Source organism: Brevundimonas sp. LjRoot202 (assembly GCF_964253355.1).
In the GTDB taxonomy this organism is placed as follows: Bacteria; Pseudomonadota; Alphaproteobacteria; order Caulobacterales; family Caulobacteraceae; genus Brevundimonas.
In genome coordinates this window covers 504,380-528,266 of the sequence record NZ_CAXUQW020000001.1, presented here as the reverse complement: position 1 = coordinate 528,266, position 23,887 = coordinate 504,380, and the positions used below count along the sequence as shown (strand labels likewise).

The following is a 23,887-nucleotide window of genomic DNA, read 5'->3' as shown; positions in this document are numbered from 1 at the left end:
AACGGCGTTTTCGGGTCAGGCTGGGCCGTATGAGCCAGATCGACCGCCGCGTCTTCCTCGCCGCCGCCGGAGTTGCGGCCTCCATTCCCTCCGCCGCCTGCGCCCAGCCGGATGCACCGGTCGCACCGGACGGGTCCGCGTGGACGTCGAAAGCTTCGCTGCCGTGGCCGGTCCAGGAGATCTACGCCGCCGTTCAGGGCGGCAGCATCATCACGGGCGGCGGACTGGTCTCGCGTCGCGGGGAGCCGTTGCATATCGAGGACCGGGTGGCGGCCTACAACCCGGCGGCGGACGCCTGGGATGTCCTGCCGTCCCTGCCGGCGCCGCGCCACCATCCGATGTTCATGGCGACGGACCATGACCTGTACGCCGTCGGCGGCTACGCCCGGTCCGACGCGGGCGAGTGGACCAACACCACCACGGCATGGACGCTGGACGGCGGGACCTGGAAGGGGATGACGCCGCTGCCGTCGCCCCAGGCCGAGGCGGTCGGCGTGGCCACCGGGCCGGTGCTGCGGCTGATCGGCGGGCGCACGCCGGGCGGGGCGGCGAACGGGAACTGGAACGACCAGGCCGACACCGACCGGCATCTGGTGCTGGTTCCGGGGGCGCCCGGCTGGGAAACGGCGCGGCCCCTGCCGATGGCGCGCAACAGCGCCGCGGCGGCGGTGATGGACGGGGCCGTCTGGGTGGCCGGCGGACGCACTGTCAGCGGCGGCGGCACGGGGCGGCTGGATCGCTATGACCCGGGCGAGGACCGCTGGGACACGCTGGCGCCGATCCCGCCGTCGCCGGCGACGGGACAGCAGGTCGGGGGCGGACTGGCCGTGGCGGCGGCGGGCGGCAAGCTGGTGGCCTTCGGCGGCGAATGGTTCCAGCGCCCGGACGGCGGGGTGTTCGCCGAGACCTGGATCTACGACCCCGCAGCGGACCGCTGGGAGGCCGGGCCGGCGATGCGGACGCCGCGGCACGGGCTGGCCGCGGCCTCGTTGGACGGCGTGGTCTACGCCATCGCCGGCGGCGAAGTGGTGTCGGGCGGCCGGGCCGGGAGCGTGGTCGAGGCGCTGCGCCTCTAGCCGCGACCCTGTCGGAGGCTCGCCGCCATGGCCCGGGCGGCGGCGGAGACGTCGGCCCAGGTGGCGTCGAAGCCGGCCTCGTCCCCGAACCATGGATCGGCGACGGCCTGACCTTCGCGGCCGGGGACATGGTCCAGCAGAAGACTGAGCCCGGCGGTCGTGTCGGGCGGGGCAAGTTTGCGCAGGTTGGCGAGGTTGTCGTGGTCGAGGGCGACCAAGTGGGTGAAGCGGCGGAAGTCCTCGCGCCGCACCTGACGCGCCCGCAGGCCGGAGATGTCGACGCCGTTCCGCAGCGCGGTCCTTTGCGCCCGCTCATCCGGCGGCTCGCCGGCGTGCCAGTCGCCGGTCCCGGCCGAGTCGACGACAAGCTCCAGCCCCAGTCGGGCGGCCTCGGCCCGCAGGGCGCCCTCGGCCAGGGGCGAGCGACAGATGTTGCCGAGGCAGACGAACAGGACGCTCGGGATCATCGCCGCCCGAACAGCTTCTCGAGGTCGTTGAGCTTGAGCTCGACGTAGGTCGGGCGGCCATGGTTGCACTGGCCGGAATGGGGGGTGGCCTCCATCTGGCGGAGCAGGGCGTTCATCTCGGGGGCGGACAGGACGCGGCCGGCGCGGACGCTGCCGTGGCAGGCCATGGTGCCGCAGACCTCGCCGAGACGCTCCGATAGGGCGAGGGCGGCGCCGTGCTCGGACAGGTCGTCGGCGATGTCGCGGATCAGGCCCTGGACGTCGGTGTCGCCAAGCAGGGCGGGAGTTTCGCGGACCAGCACGGCGCCGGCGCCGAACGGCTCGACGATGAGGCCGAGCTGGGCCAGTTCGTCGGCGCGGGCAGAGACGCGCTCGGCCTCGGCGGGATCGAGCTCGACCACCTCGGGGGTGAGCAGGGCCTGACGGGTGACCGAACCGGCGGCCATCTGGACCTTCATCCGCTCATACACGAGGCGCTCGTGGGCGGCGTGCTGGTCGACGACGACGAGACCGTCGCGGGTCTGGGCGACGATATAGGTGCCGTGAAGTTGGGCCCGGGCGGCGCCGAGCGGGAAGTCGAGCGGGTCGATGACCTCGGCCTGTCGAGCTTCTGTCAACTGTTGATCGGCGAACGCGGTTTCAGATTCGACCCGGGCTGAACGCTCGTTGAGGCCGGGCAGGACCTGGGCGGTGGCGGTCGCGGAACCGGCCCAGCCCTGCCAGCCGCTGAAGCCCTGGGCCGAGGGCGAGGACGGACTGAAGGCGGCGCCGGCGCCCACACCCGAGTGCGGGCGGAAGCCGGCCAGGGCGTCTGCGGCGACCGTGGTCGAGGCGCGGTGGCCGGCGCCGGCGAGGGCGTGGCGCAGCGCGCCGACGATCAGGCCGCGCACCAGCGCCGGATCGCGGAAGCGGACCTCGGCCTTGGCCGGGTGGACGTTCACATCGACGTAGAGCCGGTCGATGTCGAGGAACAGCACCGCCGCCGGATGCCGGTCGCGGGCGAGGAAGTCGGCATAGGCCCCGCGCAGCGCGCCCTGCAGCAGGCGGTCGCGGACGGGTCGGCCGTTGACGAACAGATACTGGTGGCCGGCGTTGCCCCGGCTGTAGGTCGGCAGGCCCGCGTAGCCGGTCAGGCGGACGTTGTCGCGCTCCTGGTCGATCAGCAGGGCGTTGGCCTCGAAGTCGCGGCCGAGCAGGGCGGCGAGCCGCTTCAGCCGACCGCCGTCGCCCGGGTGTTCGGCCGGCAGGCGCAGGGTGGTGCGGCCGTCGAGGTCGAGGGTGAAGGCCACCGTCTCATGCGCCATGGCCTGGCGCTTGATCTCCTCGGAGATGGCCATCGCCTCCGAGCGCTCGGACTTCATGAACTTCAGCCGGGCGGGGGTGGCGTAGAACAGGTCGCGGACCTCGACCCGGGTCCCGTGCGGGCCGGGGAAGCCGGCGGGGGCGACCGGGCGCTGGTCCCCGCCCTCGACGGTGATCTGGTGGGCATCGGCGCTGTCGCGGGACCGGCTGGTGATGGTCAGGCGGGCCACCGAGCCGATCGAGGGCAGGGCCTCGCCTCGAAAGCCGAGGGTGGAGATGCGCAGCAGGTCGACGTCCCCGGCGTCGTCGGGCTCGAGCTTGGAGGTGGCGTGGCGCTCGACGGCCAGGGCCAGCTGGTCGGCGGCCATGCCGTGCCCGTCGTCGGCGATCAGGATGCGGCTGAGGCCGCCGCCGTCGGCCTGTATCTCGATCCGGGTCGCGCCGGCGTCGAGGGCGTTCTCGACCAGTTCCTTGATGGCGCTGGCCGGACGCTCGACCACCTCTCCGGCGGCGATGCGGTTGACGGTCTCGGGCGGGAGGCGGCGGATGGGCATGGAGTCGGAACTATGGGCTGATCCGCCCAGCGGGAGAAGCGCCGCCCGGCTTCGCCATGGGGTTAGGTCAGTATGATCTGGGGACAGGGGGAGGTTTCCGCCATGCGCCGCCCGCCACCCATCCAATGCCGCGGATCAGCCGACGCCAGACCTCCGGGCGAGGCGGCGGCGAGGTCGGGCGACGGGGCGCCATCATGGCCGAGGCGCGTCGGCTGTCACAGGTCGAAGGGGTCGGTGGCGAGACGAGCCCCTGATTGGCTGCCGGCACGCGGCTTGGGTTTCCTTCCCGGCCGCTCCTGCATGACCCCCGGATAGCCCTTCAGCGGCGACAGCGGACCGCCGGCCCAGGTCCAGTCGGCCTGTTGGTCGAGCTGGATGTGATAGCGCGCCTCGCGACCGGTTCTGGTGGCGAACAGGCCGCGGGGGACATCGATGAACTTCGGCGAGGTCAGGCGTTCCAGAAATAGCGGCGTGCCGCAGCGGGCGCAAAAGCTGCGCGTGGCGGCAGCCTCTTCATCCTCCCAACGACTTATGGCGTCGTCGCCTTCGAGTATGCGAAGGCGCCGTCGCCACGTCCCAACCCAGGTCATGTAGGCGGATCCGGCAGCGCGGCGAGTGGCCCTTGAATGGTCGTGCCAGACCCAGAAGGCGGGAACATCGATCTCGAAGCGTACGGTCCCGCAGGCGCAACGGCCCTCTGCCTGTGCGGCGGACCGCTTCTCCGGCTCGGCGGCGGACTTTCTCATCCGGTGAGGCTGAACCAAATTCCGCCGGCTGGAAACCGGCCGGACCGGCTAGCCGGCCTTCGCCTCGCGGATCGCCCGGTCGAGCGCGGCCGGCTGGATCGACTCGCTGGCCTTGCCGTTGACGAAGAAGGTCGGGGTTCCGACCAGGCCCAGGGCGGTGGCCGAGGTCTGCATGTCGGCCATGTGGCGCGCGATCTCCGGACCCGACATCGCCGCTTCGGCCTGCGACATCGACACGCCGTTGGCGGCGAGGATGGCGTCCACGGCCGCCTCCGACAGGGCGGGCGCCGCCATCAGATCGCGGAAGACGGGCAGGTATTTACCCTGCCGGTGCGCGGCTTGGGCTGCGCGGGCCGCATAGTGGGACACGCCGTCGCTCGGGCCGTCGAGAATCGGCCACTCCTTGAACACGAAGCGCACGTCGGGGTGCGCCTGCATCATGCGCAGCACCTCGGGGGCGGTGGCCTTGCAGCCGGGGCAGCGGAAGTCGAAGAACTCGATCACCGTCACCCTGGCGTCGGCGGGTCCGAAGGCGGCGTCCCGGCCGTCCACGGCGAGCAGGCCCGGATTGGCCGCCGCCGTGGCGTTGATCGCGGCGGTCTTCTGGCGATTCTCGACGATCTGCTGCTGCTGCGCCTTGAGATCGAGGGCGGTGCTGACCTCCTGCAACACCTCGGGATTCTGGATCAGATAGCTCCGCACGCGCGATCCGAAGTCGGTCCCGGAGGCATAGGGGGAAACCGCGATGATCAGGGCGACCACCGAAACGGCCAGCGCCGCGGCGCCGGCCAGGTCCCCCGACAGCAGACGACGGACCAGGGACGGCGTGGGCTTCGAATCAGGCGTTTCGGTCATTCAGGCTCTCGAAAGGAGTCAGCCGCCGGCCGGAATGACGCCCGGGCGCTGGCGTTCGTTACGGCGGTCAAGGTCGTCTACGTCATCCTGCGTCGCGCCAGAAGCGAAGACGATGTCCATGGCGCGGGTCCATTCGGCCGAGCCGGGCTCCAGCATATCGCGGGCGCGCAGGGCGAACTGGGTGGCCTGCTGCCCGGCCCCGACCGCGAAATACATCTCCGCCGATGCGAGCCGCGCCTCGCCTTCCTTGCCTTGGCTGGCGTAGGCCTGACCCAGCAGGCGCCAAGCCATGCTGTTGTCCTTCTCCAGGGCGGTGGCGCGCTTCAGGTGGTCGACGGCCGCGTCCAGTCGGGCTGGATCGCGTGTCTCGATCAGGGCGTGGGCCAGGTTGATGCGCAGCAAGGGCGCGTCCGGCTTGATCTCGACCGAGCGCTGATGGGCGCCGATAGCCTCTTCAGGCCGGCCCTCCTCGAACAGGATCTGGCCCTTCAGCTCCCAGAAATAGGGATTCTCGGGCTGCTCCGTCAGCAGCGCATCGACGGCCGAGAGCGCCCGGTCGGTCTGACCGTCCCGATACCAGGCGATGGCCCGGGCGTAGCGGCCGGGCAGGGAGACGTCGGTTTCGGGATAGGCGCGGTAGGTGTCGCGCGGGTGATCCATGAAGGCGTGGATCTTGGCCACGATCAGCGCGTGCTGGGCCATCCGCTCCGGACTGTCGCGATGGCCGTAGTGCGGTTGTTCGGCCACGAAGCGGCGCAGGTTCTCGATGCGGTCGGACGACAGCGGGTGGCTGCGGAAATAGGGATAGCGGCGGGCGTCCGAGAACACCTCCTGGGAGCGGAAATTCTCAAAGAAGCTGACCAGGCCGCGACCGGACTCCCCGGCCGCCTCGAGCGCGCGGGCTCCCGTGTTGTCGGCCTCGCCCTCCTGGTGGGTCATGTAGCGCAGGGCGCTGAGGGTGCCGAAATACTGGCTGTTGCCCAGCAGAACGGCGCCGGCGTCGGGCGCGCCGGCGGCGATCGCCAGGGCGCCCAGCGCCATGGTCATCAGCATGGGCTGCATGCCGGCGCCCTGCGCGCCGTCGCGCAGGGTGTGGCGGTTGCGGATGTGGCCGGCCTCGTGGGCGATGACGCCCAGCAGTTCGTTCGGGCTGTTGGTCTTCAGGATCAGGCCGGTGTTCAGGCCCATGATCCGCCCGCGCGTGGCGAAGGCGTTCAGATCCTCGTCGTTGATCAGCAGGATCTCGACCTCGGACGGCTCCAGACCCATGCCGGTGAAGACCGGATCAGCCCAGTCGTGAATGATGGTCTCGATCTCGGTGTCGCGGATGGCGCTCTGGGCCGAGGCGGGCGCCGCCGCCGTCAGCATCAAGCCGGCGGCGGCGGCGGCTCCGACGAAGCGGGCGGCGTGTCTGGTCAGCCAATCCATGGCGTACTCCGGATACCGTCGATCGCCCCCGCGCCGATCCTCACTATCTAATCGCGGCCTTTCAACGGCGCCACCATCCCCGTTTGGGCTTCTCGGGCGGCGCGACGATCTGGTTGGGGTCCTCGGCGATGAGCGTGGCCACGTCGACTTCAGGCTGGGGCGCGGCGACCGGCTCGGCCACAGCCGCGGGAACGGGCTCGGCCTTCGGCTCGGCGGCCTCGACGACGGCGGTTTCGGTCGCGGGGACCTCAATCACCGCGGGCTCCGCCAGGGTATCGGCCTCGTTGGGTTCGATGGCGGTTTCGATGGCGGAGTCGGCGGTGGCGCTGGCCGAGGTCTTGCGCCGGACGCGGCGACGCTTCGGTTCCTCGACGGCGGCCGGGACGGGAGCTTCGGCTTCGTCGTCGATGATCACGGCCATCGGCGTGTCGGGCGAGCCGTCGGGCGGCATGCCTTCGTTGGTGGCGCGGGTCTCGACCTTGACCTCGTGGGTCAGGCCGGCTTCCGAACCCCGATCCCGGCCGCGGCCCCGTCCGCGACGGCGGCGTGAACGCCCGCCGCGCTCGCCGCCGGCCTCGCCCGCGGGCCGCTCGCTGACGACCTCATCCACGTCCGAAGCGGCCGTTTCCGACGTTTCGGCGCGGGCGGCCTGGGGCCGCTCGGGATTGATCGGGTCGAACCAGACATAGGGGTCGTCCAGCGATGGCGTGCGGCCGCGCACCCAGAAGAAGGCGTCGCGCTCGCCGCCCTCTTCACGGACTCGACGCCCGCCACGGCGGCCGCGCCGACGCCGGCGGCCGGCCTCGCTGTCATCGTCGTCCTCGGCGCCGGGGACTGCGGCGACGGCTTCGTCGGCCGGCGCCTCGCCGTCCTCCCGACGTCCGCCCCGGCGGCGACGGCCGCGGCCGCGGCCGCGCTCGCCTTCGACCCGTTCGGTCCGTTCGCGAGATTCGTCGTCGTCGGTGTCCTCGCGCTCGAGGGCTTCTTCGTCCTCGTCGTCGATGAACTCCTCGTCGTCGGCCTCGTCGTCCGCATAGGCGCTGTCGTCGAAGTCGTCATCGAGGTCGACGAAGGCCTCGACGCCCTCGGGCGGGGTGAAGTCCTCGTTGGTCTCGGTGCGCTCGATGGTGTGCTCGCCCTGGGCCAGGCTGTCGTCGATCTGGATGACGACGTTGAGGCCGCGCTGGGTCAGCAGGCGCTGCAGGTAGTCGCGCTTGTGGTTCAGGATGTAGAGGGCGACCGCCGTGCAGACGCGCAGGTTGACCGAACCGGCGCCGTTGCGGCCCGCCTCGATGTCGACGCCGCGCAGGGTCATCAGGGCGGCGCTCTCGGCCGAACGGATGCGGCCGGCGCCCTGGCAGTGCGGGCAGACCTCGGTCGCGCCCTCGATGACACCGAGGCGACGGCGCTGGCGGCTGATCTCCATCAGGCCGAAGCCCGAGATGCGGCCCATCTGGATGCGGGCGCGATCCTTGGACAGGGCGTCCTTCAGGGCCTTCTCGACCGACCGGTTGTTCTTCGACTCGTCCATGTCGATGAAGTCGATGACGATCAGGCCGGCGAGGTCGCGCAGACGCAGCTGGCGGGCCGCCTCGACGGCCGCTTCCATGTTGGTCTTGAAGGCGGTGGCCTCGACGTTGCGTTCCTTGGTGGCGCGGCCCGAGTTGACGTCGATGGCGACCAGCGCCTCGGTCTGGTTGATGACCAGATAGCCGCCCGACTTCAGCGGCACGGTCGGCTGGTGGATCTGGGTCAGCATCTCCTCGATGCCGTTGGAGGCGAACAGCGGCCGCGCGCCCTGGTACAGGTGCACCTTCTTCGACTGCGAGGGCATCAGCACCCGCATGAAGTCGCGCGCTTCCTTGAAGCCTTCGACGCCCTCGACCTGGATGCCGTCGAAATCCTTGTCGAACATGTCGCGCACGGCGCGGCGGACGAGGTTTTCCTCCTCATAGATCAGGGAAGGCGCGTTGGAGGCGAGGGTGGTTTCGCGAATCGTCTCCCACAGGCGCAGCAGATATTCGTAATCGCGCTTGATCTCGGCCTTGGTGCGCTTGGCGCCGGCGGTGCGGATGATCAGGCCCATGCCGTGCGGCACGTCCAGCGACGCCGCGGCGGCCTTCAGGCGCTTGCGGTCGGAGGCCTGGGTGATCTTGCGCGAGATGCCGCCGCCCTTGCCGGTGTTGGGCATCAGCACGCAGTAGCGGCCGGCCAGCGACAGCCAGGTGGTCAGGGCCGCGCCCTTGCCGCCGCGCTCGTCCTTGACGACCTGGACCAGCATGACCTGGCGGCGCTTGATGACGTCCTGGATCTTGTAGCGGCGCATCAGGCGGCGCTTGAGCCGCTCTTCCTCGGCCATGCCGCCTTCGTGCTCGTCGTCAGCGCTCTCGCGGCCGAGATCGTCGTGCTCGTCCTCGTCCGTGGCCGCCTCGGCCATGATGGCTTCGCGGTCGGCGACGGGGATCTGATAATAATCCGGGTGGATTTCGTTGAAGGCGAGGAAGCCGTGGCGGTTGCCGCCGTATTCGACGAAGGCCGCCTGCAGGCTGGGCTCTACGCGGGTGACCTTGGCGAGATAGATGTTGCCCCGAAGCTGGCGCTTCGAGCGGGATTCAAAGTCGAATTCCTCGATCTGACGGCCCTCGACGATCGCGACGCGGGTTTCCTCCGCGTGGGCGGCGTCGATCAACATGGTCTTTGACATGAAAGATTTCTTTCTGGCGCGCTCGGCCGTCCCCGCTGGGGGGTGACAAGGCGGCTCGCCGAATGGGATTGCGGGCAGGCGCGAGCGCGATCCCGTCGCCGCGGCGCAGGCCGGTGGCGAGGTCGGTCAGATCAGACCGGAAGGGAGCGCAGGCGGGATAGCCCATGAAGGTTCAGTACGGTCCTGGGACCGGACGCGCCGTCGATAGGGGCGTCCCGGACCCGGTCGTCGAATCGGCGGGCGGGCCCGGCCGGCTCTCGGATCAGTGAAAGTCATGCCGCGAAGAGGGCGCATCCGGCCTGACGGGTCAGGGGACGCGATCGTTCGCGAGCGGCACAAGCATAGGCGCCCATGACGCGAATTAAAAGCGCCACGGGCTTTAACCCGTTGTCGACGCCCGCGCGTTAAGCTCCCGCCAACCAAACAAGGTGGGTCTCCGTCGAATGCACGGGCTGTCGCGTATCAACAGGATGACCGTCCGCGAGCGGGTCGTGGCCGCCGTGGGCGTGGTCGTGGTCTGCGCGGCGCTGCTGGTCGCGGGCCGCGGGCTGGCGTCCGGGGCCGTGGGCGAGATCCTGCGCGTCCGCTTCGGCGGCGACGCCGAGCGCACCCGGGTGGTCATCGACCTGGACCGCACCACGCGCGGCCAGGTGATCCAGTCCGGCGACGACGGCCATGTGGTGATCAGCCTGTCCGGCGTTTCGCCCCCCGACCAACAGACCGGAGCAGGGCGGGGGCTGGTCCGCGATTTCCGTGTCGCCGGGGCCGGCGCCGCGTCGCGGATCGAACTGGACCTGGCCGTCAGCGCCGAGATCGAGCGCCGCTTCCTGCTGCCGCCGGGCGACGGCGTCGACCACTTCCGCTACGTCATCGACCTGAAGGCCACCGGCCGGGCCCCGATGCGGCCGGCCCTGCGCGCCGAGCGGCCGCCCAGCCCGGCCGAGCGCCCGGTGATCTACATCGACCCCGGCCACGGCGGTCGCGACCCCGGCGCCGCCGGCGCGACCTCGCGCGAGAGCGCAGTGACCCTGGCCGCGGCCCAGGCCCTGAAGGCGGAGCTGGAGCGCCACGGCCGCTACCGGGTGCGCCTGACCCGCGACAGCGACGCCTATGTCGGCCTCGACCGCCGGGTGGCCATCGCCCGCCAGGCGGGCGCCGACCTGTTCATCAGCCTGCACGCCGACGCCGGGGCCGACCCGGCCACGCGCGGGGCCAGCGTCTACACCCTGTCCGAGCAGGGCGCGGGCCGGGCGGTGCGCGAGTTCACTCGCGGCGACAACTGGCAGCGCAGCCTGAACCTGCCCGGGCGCGACGCGTCGGTCGATCGCATCCTGCTGGACATGACCCAGCGCGCCACCCAGAACCGCTCGGCCCAGCTGGCCCGCACCCTGCTGGGCGAGCTGGAGACCGCCGATCATCCGCTGCTGCGCCGCAGCCACCGCGACGCCGGCCTGGCCGTGCTGCTGGCCCCGGACGTGCCGGCCGTGCTGCTGGAGATGGGCTTCATCACCAATCCCGAGGACGAGCGGCTGCTCAACGACAGCCGCGCCCGCCGCCGCCTGATGCGCGCCGTGGCCGAGGGCATCGACCGTTATTTCCGCGAGCCGTCCGGCGATGCGCAGATGGCCTCGGCCGAAGCGGCGGGACAGAACTGAGGGCCGACGGCTCAGTAGGTGGCGGGTAGCCACGGCCGCACCGCGACTGGCTGCGAGCGGCCCCCTCATCTATGGTCGAAGCTCCTCGCGAGCAGGGAGCCACTATGACGCCGGGCGCGACCTCCCAGATCTGGCCTGACCTGTCGTCCCCACGGCTCGGGCCGACGGCGGAGACGCTCCAGCTGTGGACGCAGATCGCCGGCAAGGTGCGCCTCGCCCGGACCCCCTGGATCAACCACTCCTGGCACGTGACCTTTCATGTGTCGGCGAGGGGGCTGGCGACGCCTCTCATCCCCCACGGCGCGGTCGCTCTAGAGCTCGAGTTCGACCTTGTCGCCGGCGATCTGGTCATCCGGGTCAGCGACGGCGGTGAGCGGCGGATCAGGCTTGAGCCGGGAAGCCTGGCCGGGTTCCATGCCGCGGTGATGGACGGCCTGACGGCTCTCGGGGTGGCGACCACCATCGTGCCGACGCCCAACGAGATGGCCGACGCGACGCCCTTTCCGCTGGACACGCGCCGGCGCAGCTATGACGCCGATGTCGCCAGGGATTACTGGCGCGCCCTGGTCCAGATCGACCGGGTGCTGAATCGCTTCCGTTCGCGGTTCCTCGGCAAATCCAGTCCGGTGCATCTGTTCTGGGGCGGTTTCGACATGGCGGTGACCCGCTTCTCCGGACGCCGGGCTCCGCTGCATCCGGGCGGCGTCCCCCATCTGCCGGACGACGTCACCCGCGAAGCCTATTCGCACGAGGTTTCGAGCGCGGGGTTCTGGCCGGGCGGGGCGGGCGGGGAAGGGCCTAGCTTCTATGCATATGCGTATCCCACGCCCGAGGGATTCGCGTCGGCGGCCGTATCGCCGCCGCAGGCGCGGTTCGATCCGGAGCTGGGCGAATTCCTGCTGCCCTACGACGCCGTCCGGACCGCCCCCGACCCGGACGCCGCCCTGCTGTCGTTCCTGCAAAGCACCTATGAAGCGGCGGCTGATCTCGCCGGGTGGGATCGTGCGGCGCTGGAATGCGAAGAGGGCCTGCCGGGGCGGCCGCGCCGGGTGAAATGATGCGCTTCGGCCCAGGACCGCCTATCTCCGCCCCATGCGTCTGAGAGTCGTCGATCTGGAAACCACCGGCGGAGACCGGGCCTCGGAGATCATCGAGGTCGGGGTGGTCGACGTCGTGCGCGACGGCGACGGATGGCGGGCCTCGCCGCCGGTGGCGAAGCTGTTCCGGCCCCGCGGGCCGATCTCGTTTCACGCCATGGCGGTGCATCATCTGACGCCGGACGACTTTTGCGACGACGATCCGCACTGCGACGAATACCGGTTGCGAGAGATGCTGATGGCCGAGCCCGCCGACGTGATGGTGGCCCACAGCGCGCGGTTCGAGCGTGGCTTCATCGCCGACACCGCCACGGGCGGGCTGCCGTGGATCTGCACCGTGCGCTCGGCCAAGGCCGTGTGGCCCCACGCGCCGGGGCATTCGAACCAGGTGCTGCGCTACTGGCGCGGGCTCAGGCTGGACCCGGCGCTGGCCAATCCGGCGCACCGGGCCGGGCCGGACGCCTGGGTGACGGCGCATATCCTGATCGATCTGCTGAAGGAGGCGAGCGTCGAGCAGATGCTGGAATGGACCCGCGAGCCGCGCCGGCTGGAGCGGATTCCGTTCGGTAAGCACCGGGGACGACCGTGGGCGGAGCCGCCGGAGGACTACCTGCGCTGGATGGCGGGGCAGGGGGATATGGACGCCGATGTCGTGGCGGCGGCGCGACAGGAACTGGCGCGTCGCGCGGAGGGTACGGCAGGGGCTCTAGCCGGGGCCTCCGGCGCGGGCTAAACCAGCCAACCGGGCGCGTCATGCGGAGTACCAAGTGAAGATTGCCGAACGCTGGTTCGTCTTGGCGGGCGTCGGCCTGCTGGCCGGGATCGCCCTGGTCGGGATGGTGGTGGCCATATACGCCGCCTGGCTTTTCCACGCCCTGCCCGACGCCTCGGAACTGGCCGACTACCGGCCGGCGACGGCGACGCGGGTCTACGCCAGCGACGGCACCCTGATCGGCGAATTCTCGGACGAGAGGCGCATCTATGTGTCGTACGAGCAGATTCCGGAGCAGGTGGTCGAGGCCTTCCTCGCCGCCGAGGACCGCAATTTCTTCAGCCACGGGGGGGTCGACGTCTCGGGGCTGGGCCGGGCGATGCTCAAGAACGTCTTCAACGCGGCCACGGGCCGGCGGCTGGAGGGCGGCTCGACGATCACCCAGCAGGTCGCCAAGAACGTGCTGCTGACCAGCGAGTCCAGCATCAACCGCAAGGTCAAGGAAGCCATCCTCGCCAACCGGCTGGAAGCGACCCTGACCAAGCCGCAGATCCTCGAGCTCTACCTGAACGAAATCTACCTCGGGTACCGGTCGTTCGGCGTGGCGGCGGCGGCCTACAACTATTTCGGCAAGTCGCTGGACCAGCTGACGCCGGACGAGGCGGCCTTCCTGGCGGCCCTGCCCAAGGGGCCGAACAACTATCATCCCAAGCGCCATCCGGCGGCGGCCAAGGGCCGGCGCGACTGGGTGCTGGGCGAGATGGAGCAGAGCGGCTTCATCACCGAGCAGGAGCTGGTTGCGGCGCGAGCCCGCCCGCTGGTGACGCAGGACGCCCCCCGGCGGGCCCAGTACGCCGACGCCGACTACTTCGTCGAGGAAGCGCGCCGGCGGGCGCATGCGCGGTTCGGCCCCGAGGAGGTCAACCGCGGCGGCTATTACATGCGCACCACGCTGGACCCCGAGCTGCAGTCGGCCGCGCGCAACGCCCTGATGCGCGGGCTGGAGAATTACGATCGCCGCCACGGCTGGCGCGGGCCCTGGGGCACGACCGACTTCGCCGAGGGCTGGCAGGAGAAGGCCCTGGAAGGGGTGCGCCCGCCCGAACGCCGGGCCTGGCGCGCCGCCGCCGTCGAAAGCGTGTCCGGCAACACCGTGCGGGTGCGCCGCGCCGACGACGGCTCGACCGGAACCCTGCTGGCCGCGGACGCCGCCTGGGCCAACGCCAACCGCCAGCTGCGCCGCGGCGACCTGATCTTCGTCGAGCCGAGCGGCGGGCAGCTCGCCCTGAAACAGGTGCCCGCGGTCAACGGGGCGCTGGTGGCGATCGAACCCCAATCCGGCCGGGTGCTGGCCATGGTCGGCGGCTATTCCTACGCCCTGTCCAGCTTCAACCGCGCCACCCAGGCCGAGCGCCAGCCTGGGTCGGCCTTCAAGCCGTTCGTCTATGCGACGGCGCTGGAGGGCGACTACACCCCGGCCTCCATCGTGCTCGACGCGCCGATCAGTTTCGCGGGCGGAGCCAACGGCGAGCGCTGGACCCCCGAGAACTACAGCCGGGAATACTACGGGCCGCAGACGCTGCGCCGCGGCCTCGAGTTGTCGCGCAACGTCATGACCGTGCGCCTGGCCCAGGCGGTGGGCATGAACAACATCGTCGACCTGTCGAAGAAGATGGGGGTGTCGGACAACCTGCAACCCAATCTGTCGGTGTCGCTGGGCGCGGGAGAGACCACGCCCTACCGGCTGACCGCCGCCTACGCCGCCTTCATCAACGGCGGGCGGCGGGTGGAGCCCTATCTGATCGAACTGGTGCAGAACCGCGACGGCGAGACCATCTTCCGCGCCGACGATCGCCGCTGCCGCGACTGCGGCCGGCCGTTCAGCGGTCAGGAGTCGCCCCGGCTCGAGCCCCGCGGAACCCAGGTGATCGATCCGATCACGGCCTATCAGATGAGTTCGATTCTGGAGGGCGTGGTCCAGCGCGGCACCGGCGCCAGCGCCCGCGGCCTCGGCCGCTGGGTCGGCGGCAAGACCGGCACGACGAATGAATACCGCTCGGCCTGGTTCGTCGGCTTCTCGTCGGACATCGTGGTCGGCGTCTTCATCGGTTTCGACGACAACCGGCCCCTGGGCTCGGGCGAAACCGGGGCGACCGGCCCGGTGCCGGTGTTCACCGAATTCATGCAGACGGCCCTAAAGAAGCGCCCGGCGCGGCCGTTCGTGCGGCCGAAGAACGCCGTCTTCCGCACCGTCAACGGCATCGAGGAAGCCTTCCGCCCCGGCACCGAACGCCGGCGCGAGGAGGAGGCGCCGCGGCCGGAGGTCCCGACAGGGCCGCAGAACTACAACGACATCATCCGCCGCGAGCGCGAGGAGGCCGCCGGCCTGCCGCCGTCCGCCACGCCGACCCCGCCGCCGGCCACGACGCCGCCGGCCAAGAAGGAGCCGGCCGAGGATCTGAGCGGGCTGTACTGAAGGGAGGCGGTAGGCGTCAGGCGCCGAGCCTGGATCGAACTCCTGCTGCCTGGTCCCTTTCCCTTTCCCCCGGCGCGCTCTATGTCCGCGCCTCACTTTCGTATCGCCGGAGAATGCGATGAGACCGGATGTCGAGGCCATGAAGGCCGACATCGAGCAGAGCATCGCTCTGCTCAGGAGGCGTCTTTGACTGGGATGTCGCGCTTCGAAAACTGGATGAGCTGAACGCCCGGGTCGAGGACCCGACGCTGTGGAACGATCCCGATCAGGCCCAGGCCGTGTCGCGCGAGCGCGCGCAGCTGGCCGGGCGGATCGACACCGTCCGCGAAATGGAGACCGGTCTGGAGGAGGGCGTCATGCTCGCCGACATGGCCGACGAGGAGGGCGACGAAGCCACCCTCGAGGAAGCCCGCGCCCAGCTGAAGGCCATCAAGGACCGGGCCGCCCGCGCCGAGCTGGAGGCCCTGCTGTCCGGCGAGGCCGACGGCAACGACGCCTATCTGGAGGTCAACTCCGGGGCCGGCGGCACCGAGTCGAACGACTGGGCCGGCATGCTGCTGCGCATGTACAGCCGCTGGGCCCGCGCCCACGGCTACGAGGTCGAGCTCGAGGCGGAAGAGGGCGGCGAACAGGCCGGCATCAAGTCGGCGACCATCCTGGTCAAGGGCCCGAACGCCTATGGCTGGCTGAAGTCGGAATCGGGCGTGCACCGGCTGGTGCGCATCAGCCCCTATGACGCCGCCGCCAAGCGGCACACCTCGTTCGCTTCGATCGGGGTCTCGCCCGTGGTCGACGACACGATCGAGATCGACATCAACCCCGCCGACGTGCGCACCGACACCTACCGGGCCTCGGGCTCAGGCGGCCAGCACATCAACAAGACCGACTCGGCGGTGCGGCTGACGCACATCCCGACCAATACGGTGGTGGCCTGCCAGGCCGGCCGGTCGCAGCACCAGAACCGCGAACAGGCGTGGAAGATGCTGCGCGCGCGACTCTACGAGCTGGAGCTGCAGAAGCGCGAGGCGGCGGCGCAGGCCCTGGCGGACGCCAAGACCGACATCGGATGGGGCCACCAGATCCGCAGCTACGTCCTGCAGCCCTATCAGATGGTCAAGGACCTGCGCACCAACGTCGAGACCTCGGACACCCAGGGGGTGCTGGACGGCGACCTCGACCTGTTCATGGGCGCGGCGCTGGCGGCCCGGGTCGGCGAGACGCGCGGGAGCACGGTGGAGTAGCGCCACGTGTCCTTCCCATCGCGGCGCGACGGGGAGGGAGCGTGATCAGGCGCTGGTCTTCATGTCGATGACCTGCGGGCGGTCGTCGCCGTGCGGCGGCGTGGCGCTGGCCGCGGCGGCCGAAGGCTTGGCGGCGGGGGCGTCGCGGCGGCCCTGCAGGACGCGGCCCTGGAAATAGGCGCCGATATCGATCGACAGTTGTTCGGCGGTGATGTCGCCGTCGACGTAGGCGGTGGCGATCAGCTTGACCTGCTTGCCCGAGACGTTGCCGACGATGCGGCCGCGGACCTCGACATAGTCGGCCGAAACATTGCCCTCGACGGCGCCGGTCTCGCCGACGATCAGGCGGCCGACGCGGACGTCGCCCTTGATCGCGCCGTCGATCTGCAGGTCGCCGCCGCCCGAGATCGCGCCGTCGAACTGCAGGTCCGCCGACAGGGTCGAGAGGCCGCGCTGGGACACGGGCGAGGGGGCGCCGCGCGCGGCGGGCGCCGCCGCGGAGGCCGGGCCGCCCGGGCTGGGCAGGTCCGGCAGCGGCGGGATGGCGGAACCGGTGTCGGCGCGGGTCTGCGGCGACGACGGGGCGGGGGATTTAGTCTTGTTGAACAAGTTGATCTCCGGCTCTCATGAAGCGGGCGGGGTTTTGCGGGCGGCCGTTCATCCACACTTCGTAGTGCAGGTGAACGCCGGTGGAGCGTCCGGTCGTGCCCATGGCGCCGATCCGCTGACCCAGCGCGATGCGCTGGCCGGGCCGCACGGCCATGGAGTTCAGGTGGGCATAGCGAGTCTTGAAACCGCGCCCATGATCTATCTCGACGGTGTTGCCATACCCTGAACGAACGCCGACGAAAGACACGATTCCGGGAGCCGGAGACAGGATCGGCGAGTTGAGCGGCGCGGCGAAGTCCTGGCCCTGATGCAGGGCGGGGCGGCTGTTGAACGGGTCGAACCGGACCCCGAACCCCGAGGTGGTCCGCGCCGTCGTCGGGCGGTGGAAGGGCATGCCCTCGGCGGCGTCGGCAAGGCCCCGCATGTCGGACAGGTTGTCGGCGGCGCTGCGGATGCGCACGGCGAAGGCCTCGTCGACATCCAGCACGGCGGCGAGGGCGCGGGGGTCACGAGCCTCGACCAGCGGCCCGCCAAGCCCGGCGCCGCTGCCGGGCGCATAGGCCGAGGGGTTCAGGCCCGCCAGACGGAAGGCGAGGCGCAGGCGCTCGGCCCGGGTCTGCGCCACGCTCTCGGCGCGGGCGATCAGCCGCTCCTGGTCGAGGCGCACGGCCAGCATGCGCTGGACGGGCGTGTGCTCGGCGGGATCGAGGGAGGGCGCGGGGGCCAGGGCCGCCTCGGCGCCTTCGACGCCGCGGAACATGCCCATCACCTGGGTCAGGGCGGCGTGGCGGCGTTCGACCATCTGGGCCATCTCGTCGAGCGAGCCGGTGGTGGCGGTCATCCGAACCACGGCGCTGTCGAGCCGGGCCTGCAGGTCGGCGTTGAGCCGTTCGGAGGCGGCGCGGGCGCGGGCCACGGTGCGGTCGGCCTGGCTTTGCATGACGAGATCGAGCGCGAAGCCGCCCGAGGCGACCAGGCACCAGCCGCCGACGAGGACCGCGGCCAACGCTCCGAGCGCCTGGCGGCCGGGGGTCAGGGCCCAGGCCCGGACCTCATCGCCCTCCCTCAGATACACATAGCGGGTCGGAAACCACCGACCCATCAGAGACCGTCTTTCAGTCGTCTGGCTGGTCATTACGCAACGCCCCCACGCACGGCGACGGGTTATGCGCCACCTAAACCGCTGGGGACAAGTCTGTTTACGGGTTGTTAACCATCTTGGAACGCGTTCAGGCGAAGAAAGACGGTATTCGCGGCAAATCTTCGCCTTACAGGCGTGCGCGCGAATCTGTGAAACAGCTGTTTCATCTATGGTTGTACAGAGTCGTCCGTGATCAGAGTGACTGGACGGCGGCGAGGACTTCCGCGGCGTGACCCTTGACCCTGACCTTGCGCCAGACGCGCCGGACAACGCCGGCGCCGTCGATCAGGAAGGTGGCGCGCTCGACGCCCATATAGGTGCGGCCGTACAGGGTTTTCTCGACCCAGACGCCGAAGGCTTCGGTGACGTCGCCGGCTTCGTCGGAGGCGAGCGTGACCTTCAGGTCGTATTTGGCCTTGAAGCGGTCGAGCTTCTTCACCGGGTCGCGCGAGACGCCGACCACCGTCGCGCCGGCGGCGGCGAACTCACCGGCGAGCGCGGAGAAATCCTGGCCTTCCGTGGTGCAGCCGGGCGTGTCGGCCTTGGGATAGAAATAGAGCACGACGGTCCGGCCGTTCAGGGCGTCGGAGGAGAGGCGGCCGCCGCCGTCGGTGGCCATGTCGAAGGTGGGGGCCTTCATGCCTTCGGTGATCTCGGTCATGCGGACTCTCAGATGGGGCGGACGAGGACGATCTTCTTCTTGCCGGCCGCCAGCTTGAACACGCCGTCGGCGTTGACGTCGCCGGCTTCGATCAGGCGGGCTCCGTCGGCGATGACTTCGTCATTGAGGCGCAGGCCGCCGCCCTGGGCCAGGCGCCGGGCCTCGCCGTTGGAGGTGCTCAGGCCGGCGCGCGTGGCGACAGCGGCGATCATGGCCCCGATGACCTCGCCCTGCGGGATCTCGACCGTCGGAAGGTCGGCGGAGAGTTTGCCCTGTTCGAAGGCAGCCTCGGCGGCGCCGCGGGCGTGGGCGGCGGCGTCGGCGCCGTGCAGCATGGTGGTGGCGGCGTCGGCCAGCGCCTTCTTGGCGTCGTTGATGCCGGCGCCGGGCAGGGCCTCGAGCCGGGCGATCTCGTCCAGCGGCAGGTCGGTGAACAGGCGCAGGAACTTGCCCACGTCGGCGTCGTCGACGTTGCGCCAGAACTGCCAGTAGTCGTACGGCGACAGCTGTTCCGCGTTGAGCCAGACCGCGCCCTGGGCCGTCTTGCCCATCTTGCCGCCCGAGGCGGTGGTGAGCAGGGGGGTGGTCAGGCCGAAGGCGGCCTTCTGGTCGACCCGGCGCACCAGATCGACGCCCGAGACGATGTTGCCCCACTGGTCCGAGCCGCCCATCTGCAGGGTGCAGTTCCGCGCCCGATTCAGCTCGAGGAAGTCCACCGACTGCATCAGCATGTAGTTGAACTCGAGGAAGGTCATCGGCTGCTCGCGTTCCAGCCGCAGCTTGACCGAGTCGAACGCGAGCATCCGGTTGACGGTGAAATGCGTGCCGAAGTCGCGCAGGAACTGGATGTAGCCGTAGGTCGACAGCCACTGGTCGTTGTCGAGCATGACCGCGTCGGTCGGGCCGTCGCCGAAGGTGAGGAATTTCTCGAACACGGTGCGGATCGAGGCGATGTTCGACTGGATGGTCTCGTCGGTCAGCTGCGGCCGCGAGGCGTCCTTGCCGGTCGGGTCGCCGACCTTGGTCGTGCCGCCGCCCATCAGCACGATCGGCTTGTGGCCGGCCTGCTGGAGGCGGCGCAGCATCATGATCTGGATCAGGCTGCCGACGTGCAGCGACGGGGCGGTGGCGTCGAAGCCGATGTAGCCGGTGACCACGCCGCCGGCGGCCGCGGCGTCGAGCTCGGCCGGGTGGGTGATCTGGTGGATGTAACCGCGGTCCCGGAGCGTGCGCAGGAAGTCGGACTTGAAGGCGGTGTCGGCGGTCATGGGCGGGGATCAGGCTTGGCTTGGGAGGGAAGGGGCGTGTAGCACGGACCCGACAACAGGCGAACCAAGCGATAGCCATGATCCTGAGCGCAGAGCTGCGGCCGTTCGAGCCGCCAGACGAAGCCCGCGATGTAGCTCTGCACGCGACCATCGACATTGAGGGACGCAGTTATGTCCTCCTCACGTTTCGCCTGGTCGGATTCGGCGATCGCCTGGTGTTTCCGCCTCCCGAACCGGCGTTGACTGAAGCGCGGGCGCGGAAGGAGGCCGATTTCGTCAGGAGCACGCTGCTGAAAACCATGGGGCTGGAGCCCGGGGACGACCAGCTGGTTCCGGCCAAGCCCGGAAGAACCGACGGCCTTTGGCGCAGCACCTGTCTGGAAATCTTCGGGCTGCTGCCTGACGGGAGCTATACCGAGTTCAACGTCGCCCCCTCCGGCCATTGGGCGGCCTATCAGTTCGACGGCTATCGCAGCGGCATGACCGAACTCGACGGGTCAGTCGAGATCGTGGACGTCAGACGTGATGGTGACGATTTTGAGCTGAAGGCTTGGGTCAATTGGCGCGGTTGGCCTCATGTTCGGGCGATCGGTGTCTCTGCGGTGTTGGAGACCATCGACGGCGGGAAAGCCTATTGGGCGCTGGCGCATCCGGCTGAAAAGCCCGACTTTCACCATCCCGACTCATTCACCCTCTCTGTCCGCCCGGAACCCGCATGAAAACCGGCCTCGACCGCCTGCTGTCCGACCCCGAACTGCGCGCGCCGCTGAAGTGGAGGCGGGTGGCCGTGCTGGGGCATCCGGCGTCGGTGACCGCGGACCTGACGCATTCGCTCGACGCCCTGGCGGCCTGTCCCGATATCCAGCTGACCGCCGCCTTCGGACCGCAGCACGGCATGCGCGGCGACCTGCAGGACAACATGATGGAGTCGCCGGACTTCACCGATCCCCGGCACGGCATTCCGGTGTTCAGCCTGTATGGCGAGGTGCGCCGGCCAACCGGCCAGGCCATGGGCACGTTCGACGTGCTGCTCGTCGACATGCAGGACCTCGGCTGCCGCATCTACACCTTCATCACCACCCTGCTCTATGTGCTCGAGGCGGCGGCGGAGCACGGCAAGACGGTCTGGGTGCTGGATCGACCCAATCCGGCCGGTCGGCCAGTCGAGGGCCTGACCCTGCGGCCGGGCTGGGAGAGTTTCGTCGGGGCGGGGCCGATGCCGATGCGGCACGGGATGACGCTGGGCGAGCTGGGGCTGTGGTTCATCGACCGGTACAAGCTGGACGTGGACTACCGCGTCATCGAGATGGAGGGCTGGAGGCCGGACGAGGGGCCGGGCCATGGCTGGCCGCTGCTGGAGCGCGAGTGGATCAACCCCAGCCCCAACGCCCCCAATGTGTCGATGGCGCGGGCCTACGCCGGGACGGTGATGCTGGAGGGGACGACCCTGTCCGAGGGGCGGGGCACCACCCGGCCGCTGGAGTTGTTCGGGGCGCCCGACATCGAGGCCCGGCGGGTGATCGCCGAAATGCAGGCGCTGGCGCCCGAATGGCTGAAGGGTTGCGTCCTGCGCGACTGCTGGTTCGAGCCGACCTTCCACAAGCATGCCGGAACGCTGTGCAACGGCGTGCAGATGCATGTCGCGGGCCCGGCCTACGACCACGCGGCGTTCAAGCCGTGGCGGGTGCAGGCGCTGGCGTTCAAGGCGATCCGCCGGCTGTATCCCGACTACGACCTGTGGCGGGATTTCCCGTACGAGTACGAGTTCGGCAAGCTGGCCATCGATGTGATCAACGGCGGGCCGGGGTTGCGGGAGTGGGTCGACGATCCGGCGGCCACGCCGGCCGACCTGGACGCGCTGACGGTCCCCGACGAAGCCGCCTGGCGCGAAGAGCGAAAGCCCTGGCTGCTCTACTAGTGCAGCTTCAGCCGTCCGGACACGCGGCGGTGCAGCAGGCGGGAGAGGGCGAGGAGCAGGGTGCGCGGCGCGCCGATGATCGCGCGATGGTGGTCGAGGTGAAGCCCCATATAGACCCAGCGGGCGATCAGCCCCTCGACGAGGAAGTTCGGACCGCCGAGACCGCCCATCAGGGAGCCGACGCCGCCCTCGCCGCCCAGCGAGACGAGGGAGCCGCGGTCGCGATAGACGAAGGGGCCGGGATCGCGCGACGGATCGACCAAGGTGCGGCTCAGATACGCCGCCTGCTGCGCCGCCGCCTGGGCCCGGGCCGGGACGGGGCGGCCGCCCGGTCCGGGAGCTTCCGCGCAGTCGCCCATGGCGTAGACGCCGGGCGCAGAGGTCCGCAGATGGTCGTCGACGATGAACTGGTTCAGACGGCCGGTCTCGAGCGCGAAGGCCCGGTTGCGCTCCGGCGACTTCACGCCCGCGGCCCAGACGGTCAGGTCGGCCGGCACGTCGCCGGCGGTGGTGTCGAGGCCGTCGGCGCGGACTCGCTCGACCTTCGCGCCGGTCAGCAGGCGGACCCCCTTCGCCTCGAGCGCGCGCACCGCCTTGTCGGCGACCCGTTCGGGCAGGCCGCCGAGGATGCGCGGCGCCGCCTCGACGAGGGTCACGGTCAACCCGAAGCGCTGGTCCTCGGCCAATCCCGACGACAGTTCGTCATGACCCTCGATCAGTTCGGTGGACAGCTCCACGCCGGTCGCCCCGGCCCCGACGATGGCGATGTTCAGGGTCCGGTGGCTCGAATAGGCGGCGGCGAGGAAGGCGGCGACCAGATGCCGGTTGAAAGCCTCCGCGTCGGCGACGTTCTCGAGGAAATGGGCGTGCTCGGCCGCGCCGGGGGTGTCGAACAGGTTGGACCCGCTGCCGATGGCCAGAACCAGCGTGCCGTAGGGCAGCGTCCGGGGCGGGATCAGCCGGTCGCCGGCCTCGTCCTTGACCGCCGCCAACTCGATCGTCCGCGCGACGGGGTCCACGCCCGTTAGCTCGCCGAACGCGAAGCTGAAATTATTCCGGCGGGCGAGGAAGGGGTAGGACAGCCCCTCCTGATGCGAATCCAACGATCCGGCGGCGACCTCGTGCAGGGTCGGCTTCCAGAGGTGGAAGATCGAGCGGTCGATCAGCAGGACGCGCCGTCGGCCCTCGCGCCGCCCCAGCCGTCGGCCGAGACGCGCGGCGAGCTCGAGCCCGCCGGCCCCGCCTCCGACGATGACGATGTCCTGGTCCATCCGGTCTCACCGCGTGAGACCCGGATGTAGGATCAGGCCGGCTTCTCTTCCAGCCGCTTGTCCAGATAAGCCCCGACGCGGCGGTCGACGGCGTCGATGTGGTCCTGCCAGAAGTGGCTCGCGCCTTCCTCCAGCTCGTAGTCGATGATGATGCCCTTCTGGGTGCGCAGCTTGTTGACCACGCGCTCGACCTCGACCGGCGGCACCACGGTGTCGGCGGTGCCGTGCAGGAACAGGCCCGAGGCGGGGCAGGGGGCCAGGAAGCTGAAGTCGTACATGTTCGACGGCGGCGAGACCGAGATGAAGCCGTCGGTCTCGGGCCGGCGCATCAACAGCTGCATGCCGATATAGGCCCCGAACTGATAGCCGGCGACCCAGGTCTGGGTGGCGCCGGGGTTGTTGGCCTGCAGCCAGTCCAGCGCCGTGGCCGCATCGGCCAGCTCGCCGATGCCCGAATCGAACTCGCCCTGCGACTTGCCCACGCCGCGGCTGTTGTAGCGCAGGGTCGCGAAGCCGCGCTTCACGAACAGCTGGTACAGGGTCACGGTGACCGGGTTGTTCATATGCCCGCCCGCCTTGGGGTGCGGGTGCAGGATCAGGGCGATCGGGGCGTTCGGGCGCTTGCCCGGCGAATAGCGGCCTTCGATGCGGCCCGAGGCCCCGGGCAGAATGACTTCAGGCATGGGCGGCGCGAATTCCCGTGTTC

20 protein-coding genes are annotated in these 23,887 nt (G+C 70.2%); 8 read left to right on the top strand and 12 right to left on the bottom strand.

What is annotated here, in order from left to right:
* The first annotated feature begins 29 nt into the window (after positions 1-29).
* On the top strand, positions 30-1,076 hold the full coding sequence (locus ACSQ1L_RS02925) for a Kelch repeat-containing protein (RefSeq protein WP_435991767.1): 1,047 nt from the start codon (positions 30-32) through the stop codon (positions 1,074-1,076).
* Here ACSQ1L_RS02925 and ACSQ1L_RS02920 read toward each other — a convergent pair.
* The 6 genes from ACSQ1L_RS02920 to ACSQ1L_RS02895 form a co-directional block, all read right to left on the bottom strand.
* Positions 1,073-1,543: a low molecular weight protein-tyrosine-phosphatase gene (locus tag ACSQ1L_RS02920; RefSeq protein ID WP_435991765.1), complete on the bottom strand. Its 471-nt coding sequence runs from the start codon at positions 1,541-1,543 to the stop codon at positions 1,073-1,075. The two genes, ACSQ1L_RS02925 and ACSQ1L_RS02920, sit on opposite strands and share 4 nt — an antisense overlap.
* Positions 1,540-3,399, bottom strand: a complete 1,860-nt coding sequence (gene mutL / locus ACSQ1L_RS02915; RefSeq protein WP_435991763.1) for a DNA mismatch repair endonuclease MutL — start codon at positions 3,397-3,399, stop codon at positions 1,540-1,542. Before mutL ends, ACSQ1L_RS02920 begins: the two co-directional genes overlap by 4 nt.
* A 215-nt stretch (positions 3,400-3,614) precedes the next feature.
* Positions 3,615-4,145, bottom strand: coding sequence for a GFA family protein (locus ACSQ1L_RS02910; RefSeq protein WP_435991761.1), 531 nt, complete (start codon positions 4,143-4,145; stop codon positions 3,615-3,617).
* 48 nt (positions 4,146-4,193) lie between these two features.
* Positions 4,194-5,000, bottom strand: a complete 807-nt coding sequence (locus tag ACSQ1L_RS02905) for a thioredoxin domain-containing protein (RefSeq protein ID WP_435991759.1) — start codon at positions 4,998-5,000, stop codon at positions 4,194-4,196.
* An 18-nt stretch (positions 5,001-5,018) separates the two neighbouring features.
* The gene (locus ACSQ1L_RS02900; RefSeq protein ID WP_435991757.1) at positions 5,019-6,428 is read right to left on the bottom strand and encodes a M48 family metalloprotease; all 1,410 of its coding nucleotides are present in this window, start codon (positions 6,426-6,428) and stop codon (positions 5,019-5,021) included.
* 61 nt (positions 6,429-6,489) lie between these two features.
* Positions 6,490-9,132: an Rne/Rng family ribonuclease gene (locus tag ACSQ1L_RS02895; protein WP_435991755.1), complete on the bottom strand. Its 2,643-nt coding sequence runs from the start codon at positions 9,130-9,132 to the stop codon at positions 6,490-6,492.
* 470 nt (positions 9,133-9,602) lie between these two features.
* Here ACSQ1L_RS02895 and ACSQ1L_RS02890 point away from each other — a divergent pair, with 470 nt between their 5' ends.
* The 5 genes from ACSQ1L_RS02890 to prfB all read left to right on the top strand — a co-directional run bounded on the left by ACSQ1L_RS02890 (position 9,603) and on the right by prfB (position 16,313).
* Positions 9,603-10,787: an N-acetylmuramoyl-L-alanine amidase family protein gene (locus ACSQ1L_RS02890; RefSeq protein WP_435991753.1), complete on the top strand. Its 1,185-nt coding sequence runs from the start codon at positions 9,603-9,605 to the stop codon at positions 10,785-10,787.
* Between the two features lie 104 nt (positions 10,788-10,891).
* The gene (locus tag ACSQ1L_RS02885; RefSeq protein ID WP_435991751.1) at positions 10,892-11,845 is read left to right on the top strand and encodes a DUF5996 family protein; all 954 of its coding nucleotides are present in this window, start codon (positions 10,892-10,894) and stop codon (positions 11,843-11,845) included.
* Positions 11,846-11,879: 34 nt separating this feature from the next.
* Positions 11,880-12,617, top strand: a complete 738-nt coding sequence (locus ACSQ1L_RS02880; protein ID WP_435991749.1) for a putative quorum-sensing-regulated virulence factor — start codon at positions 11,880-11,882, stop codon at positions 12,615-12,617.
* A 34-nt stretch (positions 12,618-12,651) separates the two neighbouring features.
* Complete coding sequence (locus tag ACSQ1L_RS02875; RefSeq protein ID WP_435991747.1) at positions 12,652-15,072, top strand: penicillin-binding protein 1A; 2,421 nt, start codon at positions 12,652-12,654, stop codon at positions 15,070-15,072.
* Between the two features lie 118 nt (positions 15,073-15,190).
* A protein-coding gene (prfB, locus tag ACSQ1L_RS02870) for a peptide chain release factor 2 (protein WP_435991745.1) occupies positions 15,191-16,313 on the top strand; the annotation gives its coding sequence in 2 pieces (ribosomal slippage) (positions 15,191-15,259 and positions 15,261-16,313; 1,122 coding nt in all).
* Positions 16,314-16,358: 45 nt separating this feature from the next.
* Here the strand turns inward: prfB and ACSQ1L_RS02865 are convergent.
* The 4 genes from ACSQ1L_RS02865 to tyrS all read right to left on the bottom strand — a co-directional run bounded on the left by ACSQ1L_RS02865 (position 16,359) and on the right by tyrS (position 19,992).
* Positions 16,359-16,922 (bottom strand): bactofilin family protein, encoded by a 564-nt coding sequence (locus ACSQ1L_RS02865; RefSeq protein ID WP_435991743.1) that lies wholly within the window; start codon positions 16,920-16,922, stop codon positions 16,359-16,361.
* Complete coding sequence (locus ACSQ1L_RS02860; protein ID WP_435991741.1) at positions 16,906-18,024, bottom strand: peptidoglycan DD-metalloendopeptidase family protein; 1,119 nt, start codon at positions 18,022-18,024, stop codon at positions 16,906-16,908. The genes ACSQ1L_RS02865 and ACSQ1L_RS02860 overlap by 17 nt, the downstream gene beginning before the upstream one ends.
* A 232-nt stretch (positions 18,025-18,256) precedes the next feature.
* Entirely contained in the window at positions 18,257-18,724 is a 468-nt protein-coding gene (locus ACSQ1L_RS02855) for a peroxiredoxin (protein ID WP_435991739.1), read from the bottom strand.
* An 8-nt stretch (positions 18,725-18,732) separates the two neighbouring features.
* Positions 18,733-19,992, bottom strand: coding sequence for a tyrosine--tRNA ligase (gene tyrS / locus ACSQ1L_RS02850; protein WP_435991737.1), 1,260 nt, complete (start codon positions 19,990-19,992; stop codon positions 18,733-18,735).
* Positions 19,993-20,069: 77 nt separating this feature from the next.
* On the opposite strand from tyrS, the gene ACSQ1L_RS02845 reads away from it, so the two are divergent.
* Both ACSQ1L_RS02845 and ACSQ1L_RS02840 read left to right on the top strand, forming a co-directional pair.
* A complete protein-coding gene (locus tag ACSQ1L_RS02845) occupies positions 20,070-20,711 on the top strand; it encodes a DOMON-like domain-containing protein (protein WP_435991735.1) in 642 nt (213 codons plus the stop codon).
* Complete coding sequence (locus ACSQ1L_RS02840; RefSeq protein WP_435991733.1) at positions 20,708-21,910, top strand: exo-beta-N-acetylmuramidase NamZ family protein; 1,203 nt, start codon at positions 20,708-20,710, stop codon at positions 21,908-21,910. The genes ACSQ1L_RS02845 and ACSQ1L_RS02840 overlap by 4 nt, the downstream gene beginning before the upstream one ends.
* On the opposite strand, the gene ACSQ1L_RS02835 is transcribed toward ACSQ1L_RS02840, so the two are convergent.
* On the bottom strand, positions 21,907-23,181 hold the full coding sequence (locus ACSQ1L_RS02835; RefSeq protein ID WP_435991731.1) for an NAD(P)/FAD-dependent oxidoreductase: 1,275 nt from the start codon (positions 23,179-23,181) through the stop codon (positions 21,907-21,909). The genes ACSQ1L_RS02840 and ACSQ1L_RS02835 overlap by 4 nt on opposite strands.
* Before the next feature lie 32 nt (positions 23,182-23,213).
* Entirely contained in the window at positions 23,214-23,864 is a 651-nt protein-coding gene (locus ACSQ1L_RS02830; RefSeq protein WP_435991729.1) for an alpha/beta hydrolase, read from the bottom strand.
* Positions 23,865-23,887: the final 23 nt, after the last annotated feature.